Raw genomic sequence first — 25,030 nt, 5'->3', positions numbered from 1 at the left:
GTACTCGATCGCGGAACAGCACTCACGGAAGAAGGCGACCATGAGCAAGCCCACCTCCCTCGACGAAACCACCGCAGCCCCCGCCGTCGGCGGCGAGCGCGCCGATCTGCTGGAGTCGCTCGCCAAGCAGCGGCACTTCCTGCGCTTCACCACCCGCGACCTCACGGACGAGCAGGCCGGCCTGCGGACCACCGCGAGCGCACTCTGTCTCGGCGGCCTGATCAAGCACGTCACCTCGGTCGAGCGGGGCTGGGCGGCGTTCATCCTGGAGGGCCCGTCCTCGATGCCCGACTTCACGCGCATGACCGAGGCGGACTTCGCCAAGCGGGCCGACGAGTTCCGGATGCTGCCCGGCGAGACGCTGGCAGAGGTGCTGAAGGAGTACGAGGAAGTGGCGCACCGTACCGACGAACTGGTCGTGTCCCTGCCCGATCTGGACGCGGACCACGCGCTGCCGCCGGCGCCGTGGAACGAGCCGGGCGCGCGCTGGTCGGCCCGCCGGGTCCTGCTGCACATCGTCGCCGAGACCGCCCAGCACGCGGGTCACGCGGACATCATCCGCGAGTCCCTGGACGGGGCGAAGAGCATGGGCTGAGGCGGCCCCGGCGCGAAGGGCCGTCACCCGACCTCGAAGACATGCGTCTGCCAGGCCTCCAGGGCCACGAACAGTCCGGGGTCGGCCAGTTCGCCGCCGTCACGGTCGTACGCCTGTGAGGTCAGCAGGTCGGTCAGACGGTGCTCCAGCCCGGGCAGGTCGTCCCAGGGCAGGGGCAGCCGTGCCTGGGCCGGGCGGTCGGAGTGGTTGACGACGACCAGGTGGCGTACGTCCGCGTGCGTCCAGGTCCAGGCGAGCAGGTTGCGGTGGGTGTCGTTGTCCGGCCAGCCGGTCGGGACGAGCGGTCGCCATGCGCCCCGGCGGACGGCGGCCGCGGCCGTCAGCAGCCGGTGGTGAAAGGCGCGCAGCGGCTCGTCGACCGGCTCCTGCGGTCTGCGCGCGAGGAACACCGGCGGGCGGACCCGGCGCCCCTCGAACTGCCCCTCGTGCCACGGCCGCCGCCCGCCTGGCCAGACGGTGTCGATGCCGGGCAGTGCGATCTCGTTCCAGGCCTCGCCGGGCACGTCCCCCAGCGTGACCCGGCGTCCGTACAGGCCGCTCAACTCGCCCAGCCAGACAGCCGTGTTGACCTCGTAGAGCACCGTCATGACAGGGGCTCCTCGCGGTCGCCGTCGCTCTTCGGCCGCAGGGACTCACGGCCGCCGCGGTGGAGGAGGGCCTCGTCGGGGCCCCGGTTGTGCGCCGTGATCTCGACCAGCAGATCCTCCGGCCCGGCCTTCGCGTACTCGACGAACACGTCGAAGCAGCGGTTCTCGTCGAAGACGCCGGTGTCGAGCAATTCGTACTCGAAGTCGCCGCGCCCCCGGGCCCGGTTGGTGTCGACGAGGTCGGCGTAGGGGAACTCGCCCTGCGGGTACTTGTAGAGGTACTTCATGTACGAGTGCGTGGGCGTGTTGTCGAGGTGGACGGAGTACTCCTTGACGTCCTCGCCGTGGTTGCCCTCGGTGTTGGTGAGCCCGAACATCCGCTCCTTGAGGATCGGGTCGCGACCGTTCCACAGCGCCAGGGCGAGACACAGCCGTTGCTTGTCGTCGCTGACGCCGGCGATGCCGCCCTCGCCCCAGCGGTAGGCGCGGCTGCGCGCCTGGTCGTGGGTGAAGTGCGACCAGGCGTCGCCGTCGGCGCTGTAGTCCTCCCGGACCGTGCCCCACTGCCGCTCGCTCAGGTACGGCCCCCAGCGCCGCCAGGGCGCCACGCCCTCGTCGGCCTCCGCCAACCGCCGCCGCTCGGCGTCCGCCGCGCCGTCGCCGTCCGTCATCGCCCGTCCTCCTCGCCGCCGCCCGCCACCTGGCTCCACCCTCGGGCGTCCGGGGGCGGGCCGCAATGACAGGTCGTGGACACGGGCACGACATGGGCCGAACGACTGACGCGCGGCGGGGCCGAACCGGTCACCTCACCAGGCCGGCCTGCGTCGGCCACTCCTTCGTCGGCCACTCCTTCATCAGCCGATCCTTTGCGACCGCGCCGGCCCCTCGACGTCGGCCGCCCCGACTTTCCCGGCCTCCCCAGCTTCCGTGGCCTCCCCAGCTTTCCCGGCCTCCCCGACCTCCCCAGCCACCCCGGCCACCCCGGCCACCCGCAACCGCGTCCCCTCGTCACGCTCCATTGACGGTCTCGGTACGACCGGCCACAATCTCCCCCATGAATGTGACCGGTCACACCTCGCTTTCGACAGCAGACGCCGCAGCCGCCCCGCAGCGCCTCACCGTCGACCTCGCCGCCTCCGAGGGCCCGGTGCTGCTCGGCGCCAACGGCGCGCTGTACGGGATCGGCGACGACGGGGTGCCCGGCGACGCCGTACTCGCGCCGCTGAAGATCACCAGCATCACGCAGAAGCCGGAGGGCGGCGCCCAGCACCCCAACGGGGACGCGCTCTCCGTCGCCGGCTCGTTCTTCCGCAACGGCGGCGGCGAGATCAACGTGATGATGCAGGACGTCTACGCCCGGTGGCCGTACGAGAACCTGGGCATCGACGACTACCTCCCCAAGGTCGAGGCGATCGTCGAGGAGGTGTCGGCGGACCCGCACGGCGACCGCTTCGTCTACATCCCCTTCAACGAGCCCGACTGCATCTGGTACGACCTCGGCGTCCCCGACCGGGCGCGGTACGAGGTCAACCGTGACCGGTTCTTCGAGGACTGGAGAACGGTGTACTGGCGCATCCGCGCCATCGACCCCGAGGCGAGGATCGCCGGGCCCAACGAGACGGGCTACCACACCCGTCTGATGGCCGACTTCCTCGCCTTCGCCCAGCGGGAGGACGTGCTGCCCCAGGTGGTGACCTGGCACGAGTTGAGCCCCGACTCGCTGCGGGACTTCCAGCGTCACCACGACGACTACCGTGCGATCGAACGCCGGTTGGGCATCGCACCGCTGAGGATCAGCATCGACGAGTACGCCAACCGCCGCGATCTGTCCGTGCCGGGACGGCTCGTGCAGTGGGTGTCGATGTTCGAGCGGAACAAGGTGTACGCCAACCAGGCCTACTGGGACGCCGCCGGCACCATGGACGGCAACGTGGCGCGTACGAACATCCCCAACGGCGGCTGGTGGTTCTTCCGTTGGTACGCCGGACTGACCGGCGACACCGTCGAGGTCACCCCGCCGCGGCCGCACACCGCCGACACCCTCCAGGGCCTCGCCTCCCTCGACATCTCGCGCCGCCAGGCCCAGGTGCTGCTCGGCGGCTCGGACGGCGACGCGGACGTCGTGGTGCGCGGCGTCCCCGGGGCCGTCTTCGGCCGTACGGTCGTCGCGACCGTCGCCGAGGCCGCCTGGTCGGGTTACGAGGGGCAGCATCCCGCTCCACGGGTCCTCACCCGCGTCGGGCTCGAGGTGGCGGCCGACGGTTCGGTGACCGTGCCGCTGCGCGGCGGGCGCAGGATGTCCGCGTACCGGATCGTCCTCACCCCGGGCGGCGCCGGCGCCCCCTCCGCAGCGTCCGTGCCCTGGTCGGCGTCGTATCGGGCCCAGGACGCGACGATCACCGGAGGCCGGGTCCGCGCACAAGGGGCGGTCGCCGACACCGACGGCTACGCCACCTCCGGCACGCGGGACGCCGGTTCACCCGACACCGTCGCCGACCGGGTCGACTTCACGGTGACGGTGCCGGCGGACGGGACGTACGACCTGTCGATCCTCTACGGCAACGAGTCCGGCGCCCCGGCCACCCAGACGCTGCTCGTCGACGGCGCGGACCCGGTCACGGTGACGTACCCCTCCACCCAGAACCGGGCCTACCTCGCCCGGAAGGACCTCGGCGTCGAGCTGTCGGCCGGCCCTCGTGTACTGACCCTCGCGAGGGGCGACGCCGAGGTCTCCCTCGACCGCCTCGATCTCACGGCGCGCACCGGCGCACCCGCGGCGTCGTACGAGGCGACCCTCGCGGACATCGGCGGCAGCCCGTCGTACGACTACTCCTCGTCGGCCGGAGTGGGCACCGGCGCCCTGGTCCTGCGGGACGGCGACCGGGCCGTCTTCGACGTCCACGCCCCTCGCGACGGCTACTACACGGTCGTGCCGCGGTCCTCGGCGACGGTGCGGCTCACGCTGCACGGCGAGCGGGTGACGGCGGCGCCGGACCGGCCCCTGCGGCTCTACCTGGTGGCGGGCAACAACCGCGTCGCGCTGACCGCGGGGCACGCGGCCGTCCGGTCCCTCGACGTCTCGGGGGCGGGCTCGACCGCCGGCACCCTCTCCTACGACGCCGCGTCCGCCGCCCTCACCGGCGGGGCGAGACTCGTCGACTCCGCCCATGCCTTCGGCGGTTCCTGCATCGACGACCTCGGCAACAGCCCCGACAGTTCCGCCGAGTTCACGGTGCACGCGCCCGACCCCGGCCGCCATGTGCTGGTCGTCCACTACGCGCACGACGACCGCCGCGACAACGGCCACGCGTACAACACCGACATCCTGTCCCGTACGGCGGATCTCACCGTCGGCGCCGGAGCGCCGCGGCGGGTCACCTTCAAGAACACCTGGAGCCGGGACGACTACTGGACGCTGGGCGTCCCCGTCGACCTGCGGAAGGGCGCCAACAGCGTGACCTTCCGCAACGCGACGGGCCCGGCCCCGCGCATCGGCCGCATCGAACTGGGCCGGGTGTTCCGACGGCCGTAGTCCGCCGCGCGCCGACGCCCCGAGGTCAGCGGCCGACGCCTATCAGGCCCGTCAGATAGCGCCACAACGACGAGCGCTGCCGGACCGCCGGATCGGGCAGTCCGGTCCCGGCCGGTTCCTCGACCGGGGCCGGCGAGGACGGCGGCTGCGGCATCGCGGCCAGTTCGTACTGGACGGGCAGCGAGCGCAGGCCTCGCATGAAGGGCGAGGAGCGCCACGGCAGTTGGTCGACGGGAAGGGCGAGGTCCAGGTGGGCGAACCGCTCGAACAGCCGGCTCACGCCGACCGCCGCGACCGTCGACGCCAGCTCGCGCGCCGGGCACTGTCGACGTCCCGCGCCCCAGGCCAGATGCGCCCGGGTGCTGACCGTGGTGCCGGACTCCGCGTGGGCGGCGAAGAGGGGGTCCGCGTGCGCCGCCGCGGAGGAGACCCACACCGGGTCGCCGGCCCGGATCGTGTAGTTCCCGAGCGGGGTGTCCTGGGCCGCGAAGCGCGGCACGAAGTTCACCAGCGGCGGCTTGCGCATGACCACCCGGTTCATGCTCTCCCGGACCATCCCGGCGGACAGGCTGGCGCGCACGCCGCCCTCACCCGAGAGGACCTCGACCACCGTGTTGGAGATGAGGATGCCGACATGGTCGGAGGTCATGCCCAGCAGCATGAACAACTCACGGGCGAGCTGGTCGAGCGAGAGATCGGGGTGCGCGGCCAGCAGGTAGGAGGGAAAGTCCTCCCCCGGCTTCTCCCGCTTCCCCGCGGCCAGTTCGGCCAGCGCCGCCAGCAGCCGTTCCAGGGCGGGCTCCGCGTCCGGACCCGCGTCCAGTACCCGCCACATGTCCATCAGCGCGTCGTCGCCCTGCGAACCGGGGAAGCCGAGCAGATGGCTGGCCACCATCAGCGGCAGCGGCCGGGAGAACTGGGCGGACAGGTCCGCCCAGCCCGTGCCGCCGGCCTGCCCCACCAGGCTGATCAGTTCGTCGGCGTAGGCGCCGACGGCCGTCTTCAGCCTCTTGGCCTGCGGGTGGCGCGGGTCCTGGAACGGCTTGAGGGCCGCGTCCCACGCCGTCCGCAGCGGCCGGTAGCCGGGTCCGCCCTGGATCAGCACATGGTTGACCTCGAGGGACGGTCCGAGCGGCCAGTCGGCCGGCACCCTGCCCTCCGAGCGGGCCCGCCAGTTCTCCAGCCCCTTGGGCCACCCGGCGTCGTCCTGGAGCACCTCCAGCGACTCGCGGTAGCCCAGGACGAGCCAGGCGGGCACCCCCAGCAGGTCGACCGGCGCGACCGGACCGTGCCGCTGTCTGAGCCGCTCGTACACGAGCGAGGGGCGCGTCTCGTAGTCCCGGGTCAGCAGCGGTTCCGGAGTCATCGTCTCCAGCCGTGCGCCGTCCAGGTCCACGGATCCGCCGTCGCCCACCTGCGATGCCATCGCTCTGCCACCCTCCGACACTCGCCGTACCGGCGCGTCGTCATTCGGTAGCCGGAACCGGTCGGACCCTATCCCAGGACCCCGCCACCGGTGAACGACGGGGCACTGCTCGGCGGGATCCCCGGAACCGCTGCCACCGGGTGCGACTGCCTCGCAACTCGGCTCGTCGAGACGTCGGTTGATTCCCCGGTGCCGGACCCCGCGCGGGCGTGCGGCGCCGTCGACCTTGTCACGCCAGCACGAACCCGGGTCCTCGAGGACTCAACTCCCGCAAACAGAACGGTGATCCCTCCGGTTCGCTCCCGGGTCGCTGCCATATTCGAGAACCACTTCGGAGGTGGCTGTGACGCGAGAGGCGACAACATCCCTGGCTACGGCGACGACTACGGCTACGGCTACGGCGAAAGAGGCAGGGACAGCGACGAGCACGGCGGACCGTACCACCGACCGCACCGCCGACCGCACCGCCGACCGCGTCGCGGACCTGGCTCGCCGTCAGGCCCAGGCGGTGGCGCCGGGCACGCCCAGGAGACCCGGGGCCCTCGGTGCGCGGGCGCGCGTCGAACGGCTGCTGGACGAGGGCTCCTTCACGGAGACCGGCGGGTTCGTCCGGGCCCGGTCCACGGGGGACGGCGCCCGCAGGCCCTATGGGGACGGAGTCGTCACCGGGTACGGCACGGTCGACGGACGGCCGGTCTGTGTGTTCGCCCAGGACTCCACGGTCTTCGGCGGCAGCATGGGCGAGGCGTTCGGCGAGAAGACCGTGGCCCTCATGGACCTCGCGCTGAAGACCGGCTGCCCGGTCATCGGGCTCAACGACTCCGGCGGCGCCCGGATCCAGGAGGGCGTCGCCTCGCTCGCCCTCTACGCCGAGCTGGTGCGCCGCAACGTGCGGGCGTCCGGGGTCATCCCGCAGATCTCGGTCGTCCTCGGCCCCTGCGCGGGCGGCGCCGCGTACTCGCCGGCCATCACGGACTTCACCGTGATGGTGGACGGCGTCTCGCACATGTTCGTCACCGGGCCCGACGTCATCGAGGCCGTCACCGGTGAGCGCACCACGGCCGAGGAGCTGGGCGGCGCCCGCGCCAGCAACTCCGTCAACGGCAACGCCCACTTCCTGGCCGTCGACGAGGAGGACGCCCTCGACACCGTGCGCGACCTGCTGTCGTACCTGCCCGCCAACAACCTCGGGCGACCGCCCGAGTACGCGCCCACGCCCGCTCCCGACGGGGCCCGGCTCGACACGCTGGTCCCCGACCGGACCGGGCAGGTCTACGACATGCGCGACCTCCTGCACACGGTCGTCGACGACGGCGAACTGCTCCAGGTGGCGGAACTGTTCGCGCCGAACATCATCTGCGCCCTGGCCCGGGTCGAGGGCGCCAGCGTCGGGATCGTCGCCAACCAGCCGATGCACGCGGCCGGCGTCCTCGACATCGACGCCTCCGAGAAGGCCGCGCGGTTCGTGCGGTTCTGCGACGCGTTCGGCATCCCGCTGCTGACCTTCGCCGACGTCCCCGGCTATCTCTCCGGGGTCAGCCAGGAACAGGCCGGCATCATCCGGCGCGGCGCCAAGCTGCTGTACGCCTACGCCGAGGCGACGGTCCCGAAGATCACCGTGGTGGTGCGCAAGGCGTACGGGGGCGGCTACGCGGTGATGGGCTCCAAGCACCTGGGCGCCGACCTCAACCTCGCCTGGCCCACCGCCCGTATCGCCGTCATGGGCGCGGAGGGCGCCGTCGGCGTGCTGCACCGGCGTGAACTCGCCGCGGCCGACGATCCCGAGGCGCTGCGCGCCCGTCTCGTCGCCGCGTACGAGGCCACCCACGGGACGCCCTACCCCGCCGCCGAACGCGGGTACGTCGACGCCGTCATCGCCCCCCGCGACACCCGCGCGCACCTGTGCCGTGCCCTGCGGGCGCTGCGCGGGAAGCGCGCCCCGATGCCGGAGCGCCGGCACGGCAACATCCCGCTCTGATCCGCCCGACCCGTCAGCCGACACCGCGCCGTGAGGAGCCACGCCCGATGGACAGCCGCCCACCGCTCGCGCCCCCGTACCGGACTCTGCCCGAGTATCTGCGGCACTGGGCCGAAACCGCCCCCGACCGAAGGGCGTTCACATTCGTCGACCACCCCGCCCCGCACTCGCGGGGCGTCCACCGCACACTGACCTGGCGGAGTCTGGATCTGCGCGTGCGGGCGCTCGCCGCCCGGCTCGCCGAGGAGGCCGAGCCCGGGGCACGGGTGGCGCTGCTGTGCCCGCAGGGGACGGAGTACGTCACCGGTTTCCTGGCGGCGCTGACCGCCGGGCTGGTCGCCGTACCGCTGTATCCGCCCGGTCTGCCCGGGCACGGGGACCGGCTCGCCGGGGTGCTGGCCGACGCGCGCCCCGCCGTCGTGGTGACCACGAGCCGGGCCATGGCGGAGGTGGCCGAGCTCTCCGCGCGCGGGGGCGTGCCGGCCGTCACGGTGGACCGGGTCCCCGACGCCGCCGCCCGGGTCCTCGACGCCGCCCGGGACCGGGCGGTGGCCGCGCCGGACCCCGGGGCGACCGCCTATCTCCAGTACACCTCCGGGTCCACCCGCGCGCCGGCGGGCGTGGAGATCACCCACGCCAACGTGGTCGCCAACGCCCGTCAGGCGCTGACCGCCTACGGCGCCGACACGGCCCCGGTGACCTGCGTGGGCTGGCTGCCGCTCTACCACGACATGGGGCTCGTGCTGAGCGTCGCGGCCCCTGTCGTCCAGGGTCGCCCGTCGGTCCTCATGGACCCGGCAGCGTTCCTGCACGAGCCGGCCCGCTGGCTGCGGCTGCTCGCCGCGCATCCGCGGGCGGTGAGCGCCGCGCCCAACTTCGCCTACGACTACTGCGTCTCCGCCGTCACCGACGCGCAGAAGGCGGAGCTGCGCCTCGACGGCGTCGCCGCGATGATCAACGGCAGTGAACCGGTCCGGCCCGGCACCGCCGACCGCTTCCACGCGGCGTTCGCCGGCCAAGGTCTCGCCGCGGACGTCCACTGTCCGTCGTACGGGCTCGCCGAGGCCACCGTCTTCGTCAGCGCCGCCCGGCCCGGCGAGCCGCCGCGCCGGTTCGCCCTCGACCGGGACGCCCTCGCCGCCGGAAAGGCCCTGCCCGCGCGGCCCGACGACGCCGACGCCGTACAGCTGGCCGGCTGCGGCGCCCCTGCGGGCCAGGAGGTCCGCGTGGTCGATCCCGTCTCGTTCGACTCCCTCTGCGAGGGCGAGGTCGGCGAGATCTGGGTGCGGGGCCCCAACGTGGGGCGCGGCTACTGGAACAACGAGGCTCTGACCAGGCGCGTCTTCGGCGCCCGGCCGTCCGGCGCCCCGGGCGGCTGGCTGCGCACCGGCGACCTGGGGACGGTGCTGGGCGGACAGCTGATCGTCACCGGCCGGCTGAAGGACCTCATCGTCGTCGACGGCCGCAACCACTACCCGCAGGACGTGGAGGCCACCGTCCAGGACGCGCATCCGGCCGTACGGCGCGACCGGCTCGCCGCGTTCGGCGTCCCGGGCGACGGAGACGGCGCGGGGGACGCGGGTGAGCGTGTGGTCGTCGTGGCCGAGCACACGCGGGCCACCCGCCTGGACGGGATCGACGTACCGGCCCTGGCGCGGGCCGTGCGCGGGGCCGTCGCCGCCCGGCACGGGCTGCGGCTCGCCGACGTCGTCCTCGTCGCTCCCGGCGCCGTGCCCCGGACGTCCAGCGGCAAGGTGGCGCGCGCCCTCACCCGGGCCCGGTATCTGGAGGGCGCCTTCGGGGCGGGGACCGCGCGATGAGCGCCGTCGACGAGGGCGCGCTGCGCCGCCTGATCGCGGAACGGGTCGCCACCTGGAACGGCACCGGCGGCGAGGTACCGAGGGACGACGGGGTACCGACGAGCGACGGGGTACCGATGGACCTGCCGCTGGCCGACCTCGGCATGTCCTCGCGGGACGCGGTCGCGCTGGCCGGGGAACTGTCCCGGCTGACGGGCCGCGAGCTGCCGGCGACGCTGCTCTGGTCGGCCCCCACGCTGGAGGCGCTGGTGGCACAGCTGCGCGGCCCGGCCGCACGGCACCTGCCCGCGACGCCCACGGCCCCTGTCCCGGCAGCGCTCGACGAGCCCGTCGCGGTCATCGGGGTCGGGTGCCGGCTCCCCGGCGGGGTGCGCGGCCCGGCCGACTACTGGCGGCTGCTGGGCGACGGGACCGACGCGATCGGGCCGGTCCCCGCGGACCGGTGGCGGGACTTCACCGCCTTCCCGCCCGCCGACGCGCCCGCGTACGGCGGCTACCTCGACGACATCGCCGGGTTCGACGCCGACTTCTTCCGCATCACACCGCGCGAGGCCACGGTGATGGACCCGCAGCAGCGGATGCTCCTGGAGGTCGTCCACGAGACGCTCGACCACGCCGCCGTCCCGGCCGCCGCCCTCGCCGGCACGGCCACCGGCGTCTTCGTCGGCGTCTGCGCCCCGGAGTACGGGCAGCTCACCGGCGCCCGAGCGGCCGCCGTCGACCCGTGGGCCCCGGCGGGCGCGGCGCTCGGTGTGACCGCGGGCCGGCTGGCCTACGTCCTGGACACCCGCGGGCCGAGCATGGCCGTCGACACCGCCTGTTCGTCCTCCCTCGTCGCCGTGCACCACGCCTGCGTCAGCCTGCGCACCGGCGAGAGCGACCTGGCGATCGCGGCCGGGGTCAACCTGCTGCTGTCGCCGGTCGTCGGCGTCGCGTTCGCGCGGGCGGGCGCCCTCGCGCCGGACGGCCGCTGCAAGCCGTTCGCCTCGGCGGCCGACGGCATCGGGCGCGGCGAGGGGTGCGCGGCCGTGCTGCTGAAACGGCTGTCCGACGCCGAGCGCGACGGTGACCGCGTCCTCGCGGTCGTCCGTGCCACCGCCGTCAACTCCGACGGCCGCTCCAACGGCCTTCTCGCCCCCAACCCGTCAGCCCAGCAAGCCCTGTTGAGCACCGCCTACGCGCGGGCCGGGCTGGACCCGGCGCACATCGACCACGTCGAGGCGCACGGCACCGGCACCCCGCTCGGCGACCCGATCGAGGCGGGCGCGCTCGGCACGGTCCTGGGCCCGGGCCGCGACCCCGACCAGCCGCTGCTGCTCGGCTCCGTCAAGGGCAACCTCGGGCACCTGGAGTCCGCCGCGGGCGTCGCGGGACTGGTGAAGACGGTCCTCGCACTGCATCACGACCGCATTCCGCCGTCACTGCACTGCGCGCACGGCAGCGCCCTGGACGACGTACGGCTGCGGGTGGTGACCGAGCCCGAGCCGTGGCCCCGCTACGGCGGCACGGCCACCGCCGGGGTGTCGGCCTTCGGGTTCGGCGGTACCAACGCCCATGCCGTACTGGAGGAATGGCGTCCCGACACGCTGCCGCCGTCCCCGGCCGAGGAGCCGGCCGCCCGGCTGCACCTGCTGTCCGACGTCGACACCGAGCGGGTCCGGGACACCGCGGCCCGGCTCGCCGACTGGCTCCGCACGCCCGGGGGACGAGCCGCCCGTCCGGCCGACGTGGCCCGCACGCTCGCCGGACGCACCGGACGCGGGCCGATACGGGCCGCGGTCGTCGCCCATGACCCGGAGGAACTGGCGGACGGACTGGACGCGTTGGCGCAGGGCCGGCCGCAGGCGCGGGTGCTGACCGGCGACCGCGATCGCGTGGGGCGCGGCCCGGTGTGGGTGTTCTCCGGGTACGGCAGCCAGTGGCCCGGCATGGGGCGCCGACTGCTGGCCGAGGAACCCGCCTTCGCGGCCGCCGTGCAGAAGCTCGACGCGCAGCTCGCCGTCGCATGCGGCTTCTCGCTGCACGACCGGCTGGCCTCCGGAGCGGCGCTCGACCAGGTGGAGATCGCCCAACCCGTGTTGTTCGGAATGCAGTTGGCGCTCGCGGAGTTGTGGCGCTCGTACGGCGTGGAACCGGTGGCCGTGATCGGTCACTCCCTGGGCGAGGTGGCCGCCGCCGTCTGCGCGGGCGCCCTGGAGGTGCCGGACGCGGCCCGGGTCGTCGCGGTGCGGGCCCGGCTGCTGAGCGGGCTGCGTGGCGGCGCGATGGCCGTCGTCGACCTGGACGACGGCGAACTGGCCGACCTGGAGGACGAGTTCCCGGGCGTCCAGGTCGCCGTTCACTCCTCGCCCCGGCAGAAGGTCGTCACCGGGGACGCGGACTCGGTCACCCGGCTCGTGCGCCGGCTCGAGGAACAGGGGCGCGCCGCCCGGGCCATGCGGGTCGTCGGCGCCGGACACTCGCCCCAGGTGGACCCGCTGCTGCCGGAACTGACCGACGCCCTCTTGGACGTGCCGGGCCGGCCCGCGCGCATCCCGGTCTACTCCACCGTCCTCGACGACCCGCGCGGCGACTGCCGGTTCGACGCCGCCCACTGGGCCGCCAATCTGCGCCGGCCCGTGCGCCTGGACCGGGCCCTCGCGGCGGCCGCCGCCGACGGCCACACCACCTTCGTCGAGATCTCGCCGCATCCGGTGCTGGCCCGGCCGGTGACCGACACGGTGCCCGGCGCCCTCGCGGTGGGCACCCTGCGCCGCGACGCGGACGGCTGCGCCGGGTTCCTCGCGGAGGTGGGCGCCCTGTACGCCGCCGGCCTGCCCCTGCCGCGTCCGCCCGGCCGGGTCGTCGACGTGCCCGTACCGCGCTGGCGGCACACCCGGTACTGGTGGACGGACGGCCGGGCCCCCGTCGCGGCGACGGCAGCGACGACGGCGGCGGGACGGTGGGCCGAACCCGCCGCACCGGGCGAGGAGGCCGAGGGCCCTGGCGAAGAGACCGAAGGACCGGGCGAGGAGACTGAAGGACCGGTCTCGGTCACTTCTCGCCTGAGCCACCACATCGCCGCCGTCACCGGCCACCCGACGGCCCGCGTCACGCCTGCCACGGCGCTGGCCGACCTCGGCCTGGACTCGCTGATGGCCGTCCGCATCCGCACCGCCCTGGAACGCGAGTTCCGGATCGACCTGCCGCTGCGCGACCTGCTCGGCGCCGCCACCGTCGACGAGGTGGCCGACCGCATCCGACAGGCCCTCCCCGCGACAGCTACAGCGACAGCGCCGGTCACGGCGACGCCGACGGCCACGGCGACCACCGGGGACGAGAAGGAGGGGACCTCTCCGCTCCGGGCCCTGCGCACCGGCGGCTCCCGGCCGCCGTTGTTCCTGTTCCACGCGGCCGGCGGCCGCTGCGACGTCTACCGCGCGCTCGCCGAACGGCTCGGGGACGACCGTCCGGTGCACGGGCTGGAACGGCTGGAGGACGCCCGTACCGTGCCGGAGAAGGCCCGCCGCTATGCCGAGGCGATCATCGCCGCCCACCCCGACGGGCCCTGTCTGCTGGGCGGTTGGTCGTTCGGCGGTTTCCTCGCCCAGGAGACGGCACGACAACTCGCCGCCGCCGGACGTCCCGTCCCGTTGGTCGTGCTCATCGACTCGGTGCGGCCCCTCCCGCGCCCCGACCATGCGCCGGCCGATCGTGTCCGCGCGCACTTCACGGGCTTCGCCCGGCACGTCGCCGACACCTACGGGGTGCGGCTGCGGCTGCCGTACGAGGAGCTCGTGGCGATGGACGACGACCGCGAGCGCATCGACCTCGCGCTGCGGAGCCTGCGCGGGGCCGTCGAGGTACCGGCGGCCGCGTGGGAGCACCAGCGCGCCTCCTACCTGGACCTGAGGGTCGGCGAGGCCCACCGGCCGGGCCGTCACGAGGGCCGCGTGGTCCTGTACCGGGCCACCGAGCCGGCTCCGCACACCGTGCGCGACCCGGCGTACGAACGGGACGACGAGACCCTCGGCTGGGACGAGGTGTGCCCGCGTCTGACGGTCGTACGGGTTCCGGGGCACCACCTCTCGCTGCTCGACCCGCCGCACGTCGACGAGATCGCCGCCCATCTGCGGCGGGTGCTCGCGACGCCGAGCGGACCCGCTGAACCGGACTGAGGAGCCGCCATGCCGCAGCACACCGCCCGACCGTCCCGACGCGCCGTCACCAGGGCCGCGGCGGCCACCGGCCTGGCCGCCCTGTTCGGCGCCGCCGGCGCCGCGGGACGGGCCCGGGCCGCGACCCCGCTGGGGCCGCGGACCTTCGACGTGTCCGTGTCCTCCCCCGCGCTGGGCCGCAGCGCGCCGGTCCGGCTGATCCTGCCGTCGGACTTCGCCGCCCGGCCCACGCGGAGCTACCCCGTCCTGTATCTCCTGCACGGAGCCCACGACGACTACACGTCCTGGACCCGGGAGACGGACATCGAGGCCTTCACCGAGGGCCGCGACCTGATCGTGGTGATGCCGGACGCGGGCCCCACGGGCATCCCCACCGCGTGGCGCGGCGGCCCCGACTACGAGACCTTCCAGCTCCAGGAGGTCCCGGCGCTGCTGGCCCGCGACTACCGGGCGTCCGGCGTGCGGGCCGTCGCCGGGGTATCCACCGGTGGCTACGGCGCGATGGCGCACGCGGCCCGGCACCCGGGCACCTTCACCGCCGCGGCCTCCTACAGCGGCATCCTCGACACCACCGCCCCCGGCGTGCCCGCCCTCCTGGACGCCATCGTGGCCCGGGAGGGCCTGGCCCCGCACTCGCTCTGGGGCAGTCCGCTGCTCAACACCCTCACCTGGCGCGACTTCAACCCGCGGGCCCGGGCCGCCGGGCTGCGCGGCACTCCCCTGTACGTCTCCAGCGGCAGCGGGGTGGTCGGCGGCATCGGCGACTGGCTGCCCGAGGCGCTGGAGAGCACCCTGTGGCCCTCCGCGCACGCTTTCACCGACCTGCTCGCGCTCCTCGGCATCGCGGCCACCACCCACTACTACACGGGAGGAGGACACAGCTGGACCTACTGGAAGCGGGAGTTCACCGCCTCGTGGCCGATGCTCGCCGGTGCGCTGGGGGTGCCGGAGTGATGTCGGTGCAGCCGGGGCACGGAACGGAGCGCAGGGGACGTCCGTCCAACACGGGACGTCCCCCTCGTCCCACGGGCAACGGTGCCTGGGCGAGCCGCCTCCGGGTGAAAGGAGTGTCCGTCGTGGCCGTCCCCACCCCGCGCGGCGTGCCCACCGATCCCGGGACCGTTTCGGTTCCGCCCGACCTGGCCGAGTTGCTGCGCGCCCAACTGGAGGGCGTCGCCGACGAGGTGGAGGAGGAGGTCCGCCGGCAGGTGCCCGAGTACGCCAGGCCGGCCGACGGGACCTACGGCCGGAATCTGCGGGCCGGGGTGGTGCAGGCGCTCACGTTGTTCGTCGACCTCATCGCCGACCCGCGCGGCCAGGGAGCCGCCATCGCCGCGACGTACTACGAACTCGGGCGCGGCGAGGCCCTCGAAGGCCGCAGTCTGGACGCCTTGCAGTCCGCGTTACGGGTGGGCGGGCTGCACGCCTGGCGGCTGATGGGCCGTACGGCGGAGGAACTCGGGCTGGACTCGACGGTCGTGGCCGCACTCGGCGAACTGGCGTTCCGGACCGTGCACGAGGTCGCGGAGGCGGCGGCCGCGGGCTATGCGGAGGCACGGTCACACAGCGCGGGCGAGCTGGAGCGGCGCCGCCGACGCCTGCTCGATCTGCTGCTGGGCGACGGGCCGGTGTCCCCGGAGGCGGTGCAGGACCTGGCGCACGGGGCACGCTGGCGGGTGCCGTCGCGGGTCGCCGTCGTCACGCTGGCGGCCACCGCGGACCCGCACGCGGCGGACGGGCCACCGGCGATGCCCGGGGCGCTGACGGACATGGGATCACGTCCGCCGCGCGTGCTGGTGCCGGACCCGGAGGGCTCCGGGCGGTTCGGCGGCCGGTCGTTCCTGCTGGGCCTCCAGGGCCGTCCGGCGGCGATCGGCCCGACGGTCCCCGTCACCGAGGCCGCGCAGTCGCTGCGCTGGGCCACGCGGGCCCTGGGGCTGATGGGCCGCGGGATCCTGCCCCGGCAGGGCGTGGTGCGGTGCGCCGACCACCTGTCGACCCTGCTGCTGTACGGCGACGAGCCGCTGCTCGCCCATCTGCGGACGCGGGCCCTCGCGCCCCTCGACGCCGCTTCCGAGGGACAGCGCGCCCGGCTGGCCGAGACGCTGCTGGCCTGGCTGCTCAGCGGCAGCAACGTGCCCGACGTCGCCGCCCGGCTGCACATCCACCCGCAGACGGTCCGCTACCGCCTGCGCCAGCTGGAGAAGCTCTTCGGCGACGCCCTGCACGACCCCGACGCCCGCCTGGATCTGATCCTCGCCCTGCGCTTGGCGCACTGCTCCTGACGGTCACCGGCACCGCCCGGCCCGGCCCACTCACCACGGAACAAAAACAAGCGGAATTTCTGAATTCCCGTCCATAACACTCGGCAAGGGAACGCGAATACCTTCGGGATCGTCCTTTTCTTCAGGCGCTTCACGCGCCCCACCCGCAAAGGATCCCCATGCGTATCCGCTTGTGCCTCGCCGCGCTCTCACTCGTCGGCGGGGCCGGAATAGTCACTCTCTCGGCACCCACCGCATCGGCCGCCGCCTGCTCGGACATCGACGTGGTGGCCGCTCGCGGCACCTTCGAGCCGGGCACGCTCGGCCTGATCGTCGGCGACCCGGTGTTCTCCGCGCTCCAGAAGAAACTGACGGGCAAAAGCCTGTCCAGCTACGCGGTGAACTATCCCGCCGACCTTTCCCTGACATCGGCCGCGCAGGGAAACGCGGATCTGGTGAACCACGTCAAGGCGCAGTCGACGGCCTGCCCGAATCAGCGTTATATCCTCGTCGGATATTCACAGGGCGCGAATGTCGTCGACAATTCCATCGGCATCAGCAGTGCGGGCGCGGTGGTCGGCAGCCCCATCGTCGCGACCCTCCCCACGGCGGTCGAGCCGAGGGTCGCCGCGGTCCTGCTGTTCGGCAACCCCATCCGGGCCCTCGGCAAGAGCGTCACCGGCACCTACCAGAGCCGCACCATCGACTTCTGCGCTACCGGTGACCCCGTCTGCGAGAACGGCGGCGACGACGTACTGGCGCATCTCGGCTACACCGCCGACGCCACCGCCGCGGCCACGTTCGCCACCGGCAAGGTCTGACCGCGTCCGACCGTACCGGCACGCCGGCCCACGGCAGGGCCCGGGAGGGGATCCTCCCGGGCCCTTCGGACGTGCGCGACCCCCTCGCGGCTACCGGGGAGTGCGGGCGAACGCCGACAGCGCGCCGGACACGGGTTCGGGCAGCCCGTCGTTCTGCACCGGCGCCGCGGTCAGCACGTCGAGGTGCTGATAGCCGGCGGCGACCACGGGGTGCAGGTCGGCCGGGATCCGGCCCGCGAGCAGCCCGTCGCCCGCCAGCACGGTGAGCGTCGGACGGGCCGTCAGCCCTGTGGGATGGACGACGAGCCTCTTCACCTGCGGTGAAGCCGCCAGCTGGAGGTCGGTGACCAGTTTGGTCGGGAAGTACTGCTCGGTGAAGTCGAGCGGCTGCTCCGCCAGACTGCGGGCCAGCTCCTGGAGGTCGGTGACCTCCTTGCCCGCGTCGGTGAACGGCGTACCGTCGGCCGACCGGTACCCGGGGTCGTCGGCGTCGCCGACCCGGTCGTAGTCGCGCCAGGTGTACAGCGGCCCGTGGGGCTGCGCGGGGATGGCCTTGTAGCCGACGCCGAACAGCTGCGTCGGCTGCGTGCCGCCGTTGGCCACGGGGAAGCTCTTGTCCGTGACCGGCCCGCCGTCGAAGAAGCCCACGCTGCTCTGGAGGAACGCCAGCGGTACGGAGTTGTCGTCCATCAGCGCCCCCAGCACCGTGGCGTTGGTGAGCCGGAAGTCCTTCACCCCGGGTGAGCCGGTGAGGAAGGCCGCGGCGTCCTTCGAGAACAGGAAGCGGTTGGTGGCCTCGATGTTGATGCCGGAGGGCAGATAGGCCGGCAGGTCCGCCTCGCCGTCCGGGTCGCGCACGGCGCCCACGCCGGCGATGGCGAGCAGGGTCATGGTCTCCGGGTTGAGCAGCACCGGCGCGGACAGCGAGCGCGGCACCAGCCCGGTGTCGAGCCCCGCCTGCACCGCCGCGTAGCCGAGCCCGACGTCGGGCAGGCCGGTGTCGTCGGGCAGGCTGCCGCTCAGGTCGGCCAGCGAGGTGGAGACCGTCGTGTCGAGGGCGAAGTAGCCGGCGCACTGGTTGTGCCCCGCGTCCGCCAGGGTGGCGGGGTCGCCGTCGAAGTCGGCCGCCGCGAAGTACCCGGTGACGACCCCGCCCAGCGAGTGTCCGCCGCACAGCACCTTGCTCCGGCGCAGGCCCTGGTCGGGCAGTTCGTGGGTCAGCAGGTCGTATTCGTCCCGTACGGTCTGCTCGATGCCGAGCTTCGCCATCCACCCGAGCCGGTCGTCGCCGACGAAGCCCCCGAAGACCCGGCCGTCGACCGGCTTGGCCCGGTAGTAGTAGTCGACGGCGGTGTGCTGGTCGCCGGAAGCGATGCCGGTGCGGTCCTCCAGGCAGTTGGAGCGCCGGTCCAGGGCCCAGAACTCGATGTGCCGCCCCTGCGCGGCGGCCTTCGCGACGGTGCCGCGGGCGACGCTGTCGAAGGCTCCGGCGCCCTCCAGGATGCCCGGCTGGGCCAGGAGGATCCGGTCGGCGTCGGCCGACGCCGCCGGTCCTTCGGCGGAGCGATAGCGCAGATACGACAGCTGGTCGCAGGCCGCCGGCCGGTCCCCGAAGGACCGCGGCAACGGCACCTTCACCCGTACCACCGTCTCGGTCACACCGTCGGCCGGGTGCGTCGACGGCACGGGCGTCTCGGTCCGCGCGCCGTCCCCCTGAGCGTCCGGGGCGGCCGCGGTGAGCGCCCCCGTGGTCAGCAGCACCGCCAGCGCGGCGCCGCGCCACGTCCTTCCTCTGCTTCGGGTCGTCTTCATAGCCGGACCGTAGGGCCGTGGAAGGCGGGTGCTCGGGAAGTGCTCACAAGAACGCAGCGCTCGGCGGCACGCTTGTCACCGGCCCGCAGAGAACGGGTCGGGGTGGCGTGGCGGGTCAGGCGTCCATGCTGCGCGTCAAGCATCCATGCGCGCAAAGCGTCCGTGCGGGTCAGGCGTCCGTGACGGTCGCGGTGACGGGAGTGCCGATCTCGACGGTGCGGCTGACGGTGCACAGCCGGTTGTGGGAGACCGTGACGGCCCGCGGCAGGATCGCGCGGGCCCGGTCGCCCGAGGCGCCTTCGGGGAAGCTGACGGAGAAGGTGACCGCGAGGTCGGTCATCCGGTTGCCGAAGTCGTCGCTGATCTTGTCGCCGGTCACGGTGACGGTGAACTCGACGGGTTCGGCGTGCCGCCCGGTGGCTACGTCGACGTCGGCGGCGGTGCAGCCGCCGATCGCCGCGAGCAGGAGCTCGACCGGCGTGAAGTCGGTGCCGCCGTCGGCATCGGATCCGGTACCGAAACCGGTGGTGCCGCCGCGGACGTTCGTCGCGGTGAACCGGCCGGCGCCGGTCCGCTCGATGCTGACGAGGCGCTGGGAGTCTTCGCTCATGCCGACGACATTAGTGCCGCGCCCCCGGCACGCCACGCGGGCGGAACTCCGTCACGGCACCGCCTCGCCCTGCCCTACCGGGCAGTCCAGGGGGCGAGGCCGGCCCGAGGGCTAGGCGCCCCGGCGCACCCGGGCGGCCGCGCGGGCCTCGGCGGCCTGACGCGCGTCGGCGGCCTTGCGGGACTCGCCACCGCGGCCGGGCCGCCCCGGGCGGGTGCCCATACCGCCGAAGGGAGCGCCGCCGCGCTTCGGACGCTCCGTAGCGGCCGGCCCGCCGCCGCCGACGGGGACGCCGGAGGGAGCCTGGGCGCCGGTGATGCGGCTCAGCTCGGCCTCCCCGGAGCGGATCGGTGTGATCTGCGCCCTGATGCCCGCGTCGGACAGCAGCCGCGCCATGTCCCGGCGCTGGCTGTGCGTGACCAGTGTGACGACGCTGCCGGACTCGCCGGCGCGTGCGGTGCGGCCGCCGCGGTGCAGGTAGTCCTTGTGGTCGGCGGGCGGGTCGACGTTGACGACGAGGTCGAGGTCGTCGATGTGAATGCCGCGGGCCGCCACGTTGGTCGCCACCAGCACCGTGACGCGGCCGTTCTTGAACTGGGCCAGGGTGTGGTTGCGCTGGGGCTGCGACTTGCCACCGTGCAGCGCGGCGGCCCTGACGCCACTGCCCAGCAGGTGCCGGGTGAACTGGTCGACGGCGTGCTTGGTGTCCAGGAACATGAGCACGCGCCCGTCGCGGGCGGCGATCTCGGTGGCGGTGGCGTACTTGTCGGCGCCGTGCACCTGAAGGACGTGATGCTCCATGGTGGTGACCGCGCCCGCCGACGGGTCGACCGAGTGGACCACCGGGTCATGGAGGTAGCGACGGACCAGGAGGTCGATGTTGCTGTCGAGCGTGGCGGAGAACAGCATGCGCTGGCCGTCGGGGCGTACCTGGTCCAGCAACGCGGTGACCTGCGGCATGAAGCCCATGTCGGCCATCTGGTCGGCCTCGTCGAGGACGGTGATGTCCACCCGGTCCAGGCGGCAGTCCTTGCGCTCGACGAGATCCATGAGGCGGCCCGGAGTCGCCACGACCACCTCGGCGCCGGCCCGTAGCGCGCCGGCCTGCCGGCCGATCGACATGCCGCCGACCACGGTGGCCAGCCGCAGCTTCAGCAGCTGGGCGTACGGGGTGAGCGCGTCGCTGACCTGCTGGGCCAGCTCGCGGGTGGGGACGAGGACCAGGGCGAGCGGCTTCCGCGGCTCGGCACGCCGGCCGGCCGTGCGCACCAGGAGTGCCAGGCCGAAGGCGAGCGTCTTGCCCGACCCGGTGCGCCCGCGGCCCAGGACGTCGCGGCCCGCGAGCGAGTTCGGCAGCGTGGCGGCCTGGATCGGGAACGGTTCGTTCAGGCCGTGCCCGGCGAGCACCTCCAGCAACGCGGCGGGCATGTCCAGTTCACCGAAGGTCGCGGCGGCGGGGAGTGCGGGGGTGACGGTGACCGGGAGCGCGAACTCGGAACGGTCATTCGTGCGAGCTGAACGGTTCAAGGGAGAACCTTCCTCGACGGGGCACGCATCGAGGAATTCCCGGCCGGAGTGCGAACGAGCCGGATGAATTGCAAGCACGAGCCGAAAATGAGACTGAAAGAATTCCATCAGAGTCTTCGGAATCCTTGGAAAGCAGCAAGCTGGGGCCCGCACCACGTGGTGCGGGCCCCAGCTGCCTCATACGCTTTCGCGTCAGGCAGGCGTGATGTTCTCCGCCTGCGGGCCCTTCTGGCCCTGCGTGACGTCGAAGTTCACCTTCTGGCCTTCCTGAAGCTCACGGAAGCCCTGGGTGGCGATGTTCGAGTAGTGAGCGAAAACGTCGGGGCCGCCGCCGTCCTGCTCGATGAAACCGAATCCCTTTTCCGAGTTGAACCACTTGACGGTGCCAGTAGCCATGTCACATCTCCTTCGGGGCAGTGCCCAGAGGTCCACACCGTGTGGACCCATGCGTTGCCACAATGAACCCCGTCCGGATAAGCACCGGATATACAAAAATGCCCGGCGACAGACAGCCGCCGAGGCACTTGAAGTTTCGGGAACCACAACTGCAACTAGCTTGAAGCCTAGCACGGTACATACAACCGCACTACCTTTCGCCCACGCGACACCGGATCGGGCGCGCAAGCCTGTACGAAGTCAAATACACGCGAAAGGTTAATTTTCAGATTACACAAGGTGCGCTCCAGGAGAACGCGACCATGGCCCGAGCGGGCCCCCGCGATCGGGTCTGCCGGTGAGCACGGCCGTGACCACCTCGGTGCGGGACCGCAGTCCGGTGCGTGCGAACAGCCGGGACAGCCGGTTGGCCACCGCGTCCTCACTGACCCGCAGCACCGTGGCGATCTGACGGTTGGTGAGCCCTTCGGCGATCAGGGTCGCGAGCAACTGCTCGTTCTCGGCGGTGGCTTGCCTGCGCCCCGGGACGGTGACCCCGGCCTCCCGCATGGCGGCCCTGGTCCGGAACCGCGACAGTGCGGAGCCGGTCCTCCCGAACAGTTCGTACGCCTCGTGCAGCAGCGTGGGCGGCCCCGCGCCCGCCTCGGCCGCGGTGACGAGAGTCACAGCCGTCTCGAACGGCTGACTGCGCGAGCGCGCCAGGTCCACCGCTTCCCGCAGGTCGTCCCGGGAGGCGCCGGGAGAGTCGTGCCGCAGCACGCGGGCCCTGGCGAGCAGATACCTCAGCCTCGTCCTTCCGCCGCCCGTCCGGTCGGCGATCCGTTCGAGGCGTTCCAGGCAGGTCATGGCCTCGCCGGTGTGTCCCGTCTCCGCGTGCACCTCGGCGAGGGCGGCCCACAGTTCGTCGACGCCGGCGACGTGTCCGTGGGCGTCCGCCGCGTCCAGCCCGACCCGCAGTGTCTTCTCCGCCCCGTTCAGATCGCCGAGGGTCCGCAGCACCTCGGCCTCCACGGCGTCCAGCGAGTACTCCGAACGGCCCTCACCCCGGTCGCGCACGCTGTCGACGAGGCGGCGGGCGCTGGTGGTGCGGCCCCGGGCGAGGAGGATGGCCGCGGTGCGGGCGGGAATCAGACAGCTGTCCGCCGCGGGCGTGTGGATCCGGTCGTTCGCCAGCATCCACCGGGCAGGCTCCAGTGCCTCGTCCCAGCGGCCCTGGAGGTGGCGCCAGAGGAACACGCTGTGGGGCTGCAGCATGTCGGGGTTCAGGCCCTGGGCTGTGAGCAGCTCCTCCGCCGCGTGCAGGTCCCGGCCGCTGAGCAGCTCGTCGAACATGGTGGTGGCCAGGGCGTACACGTGCTCGGCGCCCAGGTACGGGGCCGCGGAGAGGGTCAGTGCGCGTCTGAACCGCTCCGGCCGGCCCAGCACCAGTTCCGCCACGGCCCGGAAGTAGTCGGGCTTCACCCGGCCGCGGACATCGGCGGTCCACACCTGTTCCGTCCGGGCCAGCAGGTCCAGTGCCTCCTGCCACCTCGCCAGCCCGCACAGGGCCAGCACCCGGCCGGTCACCGGGACCAGGGCGGGCAGCCGCAGTTCGTCCCACCACTCCGCCGTGGCCAGCCGGGACAGCGTCCGCCAGTCCGAGTCGTTGGCGGTCGCCGCGGTGAAGAGGTTCGCGGTGTCCTGCAACTCCAGGGGGCCGAGGACGTCCGCGAGGTTGCGCAGGATCGACTCGGCGATGGTCCGGGCGGTCGTGTAGTCACCCGCCTGGTAGGCGGCCTTGGCGTACCGCTGAAGGGCCGGGACGCGGTCGCCGGGCCGCTCGACGAGATGGCCGGCGGCCCGGCACCACCGGAGCACCCCCCTGCCCTCGGAGTCGGGACGGAGCCTTTGCGCGGCGGCCGTCAGCTCCGCGACCGCACGATCGCGGTCGACCAGGTGTCCGGCCTCCGCGACCCGGTCCGCCAGGTAGGCCACCGCGTCCGCCTCGTCGGGCAGCGCCGCCACCGGGGGTGCCGCCGCGCACCCGATGCCCGCGGCGTCCCGGTCCGCCCACAGTGCCTCCACCGCCGTGGCGGACAGCCGACTGCGTTCCAGCGGCCCCAGTCGCTCGCGGACGGCGTGTGCCGTCAGCGCGACGGCGAACGTCCATCCGCCCGCCGCAGCGCCGTCGGGCCCGGGCAGGGGCAGGGGTGTAGACATGGGCGTGGGCGTGGGCCGATCGACGATGATCTCCGCGTCGATCAGTTCGCGGATCCCGGCGCGGACCGCTTCGGCGGACAGTCCGGTCGACGTCGCGATCAGCTCCGAGGCCCGCCCGCCGAGCGGCCACAGGATGCTCAGCGCCCCGGCGACCACCCGGCACGGGGCACTCAGCGCGTCGAGCGCCGCGATGAACCGGTCGCCGTCCGGCAGCACCGGCGTAGGCGTCCGCACCCCTACGAAGGCGTGACCGTCGGCCACCCTGATGGCGTCCTCCCGCGTCCACCCGGTGAGCAGGGCGTCGATCGCGCCCGGGAGCCCGTGCGTCAGCTCCCGCGCCCGCCGGGACAGACTGCTGTCGGGTGTCGCCCGTAACCGTCGCGCCACCGCCGCGGTCGTCTCGTCCGGGCCGAGACGGGACAGCGTGATCGTGTGCGCCCACGGCGCGTCTCCCCACCGCCCCAGGGCTCCGGCAACGCCGTGGCGCGGTGGAGTCCGGTCCTCGTCGTCCGCGGCGCGCCGGGCACGGAGGGCCGCCTCGTGCCTGTTCCCGGCGCGGGCGCTCCGTTCACCGCGTCCCACCGCGGAGGCCAGCAGCCGGACTCCGGTCGGCAGCCGCGCGAAGTCGGTCCCGTGGAGCACGGCCAGCGAATCGGCGTCGGCGAGGTGGAGGTCGTCGAGCGCCACGACCACGGGCGTGGACCTCGCCAGAGCGGCGCCCAGCAGTGCGGTCATCGCCCTCCCGTCGTGTCGCTCGGCCGCGTGCAGCGCCTCGGTGGCCGGCTTCGCCGCGCGCTCGGGTGCCGCGCCGGAGAGGTGCTCCTCCAGCGCCATGAACAGCCGCAGTGCGAGCAGCAGCGGCCGTGCGTCGTCGCCCGGCGCGCAGCCCATCGCGAGCACGGGCGTCCCTTCGGCGCGCAGCCGTTCGCCGAGTGCGTGCAGGAAGGCGCTGCGCCCGGCTCCTCGTTCGCCCCGGACGAGCACCAGGCGCGGCCCGGCCGGATCCCTGAGGCGGCCCTGAACCTCGTCCAGCTCCCGCTCGCGGCCGACCGGGCAGCCGGTCGCGCGGTCGAGGCTCGCGACCGTGCCCCCGTGGACCAACCAGGGGCTTTCGGACGGAGCAGCCATGGTCCACCGCGTTCTCTTCGACGACATGTGCGAGGCGTGCGGCACCGAGCCCGACCGCATCGAGCGTCTCCGGCGGCCTCGCGGCCCGGCCGTCAACACTGCGAGTCATTATGGCCATTTCCGTATAATCGTGTTCCGTCGGGCGGTGGGCTCCGAA

Annotated in this window: 15 protein-coding genes and 1 pseudogene; 8 read left to right on the top strand and 8 right to left on the bottom strand. The window is 73.5% G+C overall.

The window, feature by feature from the left end; translation table 11 throughout:
• Window positions 1-40: 40 nt before the first annotated feature.
• Window positions 41-595 (top strand): DinB family protein, encoded by a 555-nt coding sequence (locus tag ACIRPU_RS06570; protein ID WP_403862531.1) that lies wholly within the window; start codon window positions 41-43, stop codon window positions 593-595.
• 23 nt (window positions 596-618) lie between these two features.
• Here the strand turns inward: ACIRPU_RS06570 and ACIRPU_RS06565 are convergent, their stop codons facing one another.
• Complete coding sequence (locus ACIRPU_RS06565; protein ID WP_403862528.1) at window positions 619-1,203, bottom strand: hypothetical protein; 585 nt, start codon at window positions 1,201-1,203, stop codon at window positions 619-621.
• A 59-nt stretch (window positions 1,204-1,262) separates the two neighbouring features.
• A pseudogene (locus tag ACIRPU_RS06560) lies at window positions 1,263-1,874 on the bottom strand (glucosidase); the annotation flags it as partial.
• Between the two features lie 383 nt (window positions 1,875-2,257).
• Between ACIRPU_RS06560 and ACIRPU_RS06555 the strand changes: the two are divergent.
• Entirely contained in the window at window positions 2,258-4,735 is a 2,478-nt protein-coding gene (locus ACIRPU_RS06555; protein WP_403862525.1) for a cellulosome protein, read from the top strand.
• A 25-nt stretch (window positions 4,736-4,760) separates the two neighbouring features.
• Here the strand turns inward: ACIRPU_RS06555 and ACIRPU_RS06550 are convergent, their stop codons facing one another.
• Window positions 4,761-6,161: a cytochrome P450 gene (locus tag ACIRPU_RS06550; RefSeq protein WP_403862522.1), complete on the bottom strand. Its 1,401-nt coding sequence runs from the start codon at window positions 6,159-6,161 to the stop codon at window positions 4,761-4,763.
• Window positions 6,162-6,645: 484 nt separating this feature from the next.
• Between ACIRPU_RS06550 and ACIRPU_RS06545 the strand changes: the two genes are divergently transcribed.
• From ACIRPU_RS06545 to ACIRPU_RS06520, 6 genes are all read left to right on the top strand, one after another.
• Window positions 6,646-8,139, top strand: coding sequence for an acyl-CoA carboxylase subunit beta (locus ACIRPU_RS06545; protein ID WP_403863548.1), 1,494 nt, complete (start codon window positions 6,646-6,648; stop codon window positions 8,137-8,139).
• 47 nt (window positions 8,140-8,186) lie between these two features.
• Complete coding sequence (locus ACIRPU_RS06540) at window positions 8,187-9,959, top strand: fatty acyl-AMP ligase (RefSeq protein ID WP_403862519.1); 1,773 nt, start codon at window positions 8,187-8,189, stop codon at window positions 9,957-9,959.
• On the top strand, window positions 9,956-14,116 hold the full coding sequence (locus ACIRPU_RS06535; protein WP_403862517.1) for an acyltransferase domain-containing protein: 4,161 nt from the start codon (window positions 9,956-9,958) through the stop codon (window positions 14,114-14,116). Before ACIRPU_RS06540 ends, ACIRPU_RS06535 begins: the two co-directional genes overlap by 4 nt.
• Window positions 14,117-14,125: 9 nt before the next feature.
• Complete coding sequence (locus tag ACIRPU_RS06530) at window positions 14,126-15,070, top strand: alpha/beta hydrolase (protein ID WP_403862514.1); 945 nt, start codon at window positions 14,126-14,128, stop codon at window positions 15,068-15,070.
• A gap of 122 nt (window positions 15,071-15,192) precedes the next feature.
• Window positions 15,193-16,401, top strand: coding sequence for a PucR family transcriptional regulator (locus ACIRPU_RS06525; RefSeq protein WP_403862511.1), 1,209 nt, complete (start codon window positions 15,193-15,195; stop codon window positions 16,399-16,401).
• 158 nt (window positions 16,402-16,559) lie between these two features.
• Complete coding sequence (locus ACIRPU_RS06520) at window positions 16,560-17,201, top strand: cutinase family protein (protein WP_403862508.1); 642 nt, start codon at window positions 16,560-16,562, stop codon at window positions 17,199-17,201.
• A gap of 90 nt (window positions 17,202-17,291) precedes the next feature.
• Here the strand turns inward: ACIRPU_RS06520 and ACIRPU_RS06515 are convergent, their stop codons facing one another.
• The 5 genes from ACIRPU_RS06515 to ACIRPU_RS06495 all read right to left on the bottom strand — a co-directional run bounded on the left by ACIRPU_RS06515 (window position 17,292) and on the right by ACIRPU_RS06495 (window position 24,873).
• Window positions 17,292-19,013, bottom strand: a complete 1,722-nt coding sequence (locus ACIRPU_RS06515) for a hypothetical protein (protein ID WP_403862505.1) — start codon at window positions 19,011-19,013, stop codon at window positions 17,292-17,294.
• A gap of 169 nt (window positions 19,014-19,182) precedes the next feature.
• Window positions 19,183-19,623 (bottom strand): OsmC family protein, encoded by a 441-nt coding sequence (locus ACIRPU_RS06510; protein ID WP_403862502.1) that lies wholly within the window; start codon window positions 19,621-19,623, stop codon window positions 19,183-19,185.
• A 111-nt stretch (window positions 19,624-19,734) separates the two neighbouring features.
• A complete protein-coding gene (locus ACIRPU_RS06505; protein ID WP_403862499.1) occupies window positions 19,735-21,258 on the bottom strand; it encodes a DEAD/DEAH box helicase in 1,524 nt (507 codons plus the stop codon).
• Between the two features lie 84 nt (window positions 21,259-21,342).
• Window positions 21,343-21,546 carry a cold-shock protein gene (locus ACIRPU_RS06500; protein WP_020125862.1) on the bottom strand — a complete coding sequence of 68 codons (204 nt, stop codon included), beginning with the start codon at window positions 21,544-21,546 and terminating at the stop codon, window positions 21,343-21,345.
• 270 nt (window positions 21,547-21,816) lie between these two features.
• Window positions 21,817-24,873, bottom strand: a complete 3,057-nt coding sequence (locus ACIRPU_RS06495) for an AAA family ATPase (protein ID WP_403862496.1) — start codon at window positions 24,871-24,873, stop codon at window positions 21,817-21,819.
• Window positions 24,874-25,030: the final 157 nt, after the last annotated feature.

This window comes from Streptomyces sp. NPDC102259, assembly GCF_044766465.1.
GTDB lineage: Bacteria > Actinomycetota > Actinomycetes > Streptomycetales > Streptomycetaceae > Streptomyces.
Note: the sequence above shows the minus strand (reverse complement) of the source record. Positions and strands in the feature narration are given on the sequence as shown.